The organism is Thiolapillus sp., from assembly GCF_048562965.1.
In the GTDB taxonomy this organism is placed as follows: Bacteria; Pseudomonadota; Gammaproteobacteria; order Chromatiales; family Chromatiaceae; genus Thiolapillus; species Thiolapillus brandeum_A.
Genome location: NZ_JBHNMF010001068.1, coordinates 1 through 932 on the forward strand (window position 1 = coordinate 1; position 932 = coordinate 932).

1 pseudogene is annotated in these 932 nt (G+C 49.4%); it reads right to left on the bottom strand.

Features of this window, described 5'->3' with window-relative positions:
* A pseudogene (locus ACOCD2_RS22320) lies at window positions 1–932 on the bottom strand (hypothetical protein); the annotation flags it as partial.

Here is a 932-nt window from a genome sequence, read left to right on the forward strand (position 1 = left end):
GCCATCAAAAACAACCCCTTGCCTCCGCTTTTTTCTTCCCATAACTCACCAATATTGGCCTTTTCCTGAGTATCCTCATTGGTTTCCAGATGCTCCCCTTTATACTCAATGACGAATATCCGTCCGTCATCCAGTAACGCCACAAAGTCAGGATAAAACCAGCCATCGGCCAAGGGCAGGCGAAACGAGGTCTTTGGTCGGCTTTCCAGGTTACGCACCCAGAATTTGACATTGGGATTCATGTCGATGGCGCGGGCGCACTCGAATTCTTCACCCTTGTTTTTCATTTCGCCAATTCGATGATTGCCGTAATAGTGCTTTTTGAATTGATAGCTGCCCCGATAGAAGAAAGTGGCTGGATACTGATCTTTGGGAAAAGCAAAGGCATATTCGAAGCTCACTTCCGGGCGAGCATCAGAGGCGAACAGGCTGGATTGATAACCCTTCTTACGGGCTTGTTCGCGGTATTGGTCGATTTTATCCACCAGCGCCTTTGCCAAACGGTACTTGGCTTGAACCAAAACGCCCAGTTCGACCCCTTTGTGATGCAGTTGATCAGCTACAACGCGACGGACAAATTCCAGCAAGGCCGGTTGCGGCACATCCTTGATACGACAGTGACGATCCAGCCAACGAGCTAAAACCCGCTCATCCCAAGGGGTATCCAGCCCTAATAATTGCTCTACACGCTGAGCTTCATTCAAGACTTCATACGTTACTTTGTTGCTTTTAACGTCCAGCTTGAATGCCTGGCTTTGTGATGTGGGATCAAACTCATGTTCTGAAAGAGTTGCTGGATAATCCAGAAGTTTCCAGTTGCCCAACTCCAGAAACAGCCCCTTTTCTGCAAGCGCCAGTTCACCTTGCCGGGAGATATAGACTTGGGGGACAGCGAAAGGAATGCCCTTGCTGGCGGGAGAGCTTAACCGTTC